Annotated in this window: 1 protein-coding gene; it reads right to left on the reverse strand. The window is 37.2% G+C overall.

The genetic code is table 11. The features are described 5' to 3' along the window. Positions 1-17: 17 nt before the first annotated feature. A complete protein-coding gene (locus UYC_RS0100030) occupies positions 18-1,358 on the reverse strand; it encodes a transposase (protein WP_026087764.1) in 1,341 nt (446 codons plus the stop codon). Between the last annotated feature and the right edge of the window lie 84 nt (positions 1,359-1,442).

Consider the following 1,442-nt stretch of genomic DNA (forward strand, 5'->3'; position numbering starts at 1 on the left):
CAATACCTTCGCCAAATTTATGAAGTGGTAGAACAAGGATCGGCAGGGTGGATACGCCCTAAATTGGTAACTCTGTGGAAAATATTGGCAAGTAAAATTGGGTCTGGTTTTTCCGGAAGGAGTTTTATAGTCTCCTCAACATATTTATAACCTCGGAACATTGCCTTGAGGTCTGTAATACTAAAATCAGGGTTAAACTGGCGGAAGTCAAAAAGCAAAAATTGAGAAACATTAACCATAAAAAATGCCAGATTCGCAGCATTCGTCACCGCATTTTTGCCCACATTCATAAAATCTTCGAGTCCCCAAAATTGTTTAGCATCGCGGAAATTGAATTCTATCTGGAACCTCAAACTGTAGTAATCAATTAACTTTTCATAACTTAAATTCAAATCCGTTGAAAACAAGACAGCATGACTTCGGTTAGATGTTGTAATATTTGTCCGCACTAAAATCACAACATTTAACGTTTGAGAAAATTCTTTGTGAAGAAGTTGAGCTTGATAAATATCTGTGCGAATCCGATCAACAGTCTCACTTTTTTTGAGAAATTTCTCTGGCATCAATGAATAGTCAATTTTGTCTCCATACTTACGACGGCACTTATGGTTAGGGTCTGGATTTTCATAAGGGATATACAATGCAGAATCACAGCGCATCTTACAAATTAGCTGCAAACCCAGTTGCAGAGCCATAACTACAGCGCTATTTTTCCCAAAATGACCATCTAATACCAAGTAAGTTAGTGGTAAAAATTTACTCAGTTTTTTGAGTAAATCCTGAATCAGACAACGAATACGTAGAAGCTCCGAGTTAAGAGATACTTCTTTTTTATCTTTATTTTTACTTCCCTTTGGTCGCCCACGTTTCTTTTTGGTAATTTCTGGCTCTGTTTCTTCTTTTAAGGTTTTCGCCTCCTCTGCTTTTTGCTTTATTACCTGTTCAATACTAATAGGAAATGCTCTCCTTTGCTCAATGCTGACTAATGACAATGCAAAAAACGATAATCCTAGTATTGGCTTGTCATACAATGATGAAAAAAATCTCTCAATCCCATAACTTTTCTTGCCTGCTTTGCTGACGACAACTTCATCTCCTACTAATAAATATGTTTCTTTTTTGCAAAATATATGTTCTCTAAAAAATACCCAAAACAACATTGCCCAAGGCAATGAATGAGTGAAAAATCGTTGTATTGTTCGATAACTACCACCCTTCCCACACCACCGCGATATGCTCAGCATAGTTATTCTTCCACTCATCCCTAGCATCGCTGATATAATTCTGCTCCAACGTCTCAAAGTTGTTCTTGTCGTATATCGTTGCAAGCATTCCAACAGTGCTAATATATCTGGCATGGGCTTTCTGTAGTTCTTGAGTTGTAGTTGTGGTAAACAATAACTCTACTACGCAAAGCCCTCTTTATTTTGGCGAAGGTATTG

This window comes from Chlorogloeopsis fritschii PCC 6912 (genome assembly GCF_000317285.1).
Taxonomy (GTDB): domain Bacteria; phylum Cyanobacteriota; class Cyanobacteriia; order Cyanobacteriales; family Nostocaceae; genus Chlorogloeopsis; species Chlorogloeopsis fritschii.

Bases quoted from the DNA above. Each gene is read 5' to 3' on its own strand.
- UYC_RS0100030 (WP_026087764.1), bottom strand. From the start codon at position 1,358: ATGCCAGATATATTAGCACTGTTGGAATGCTTGCAACGATATACGACA.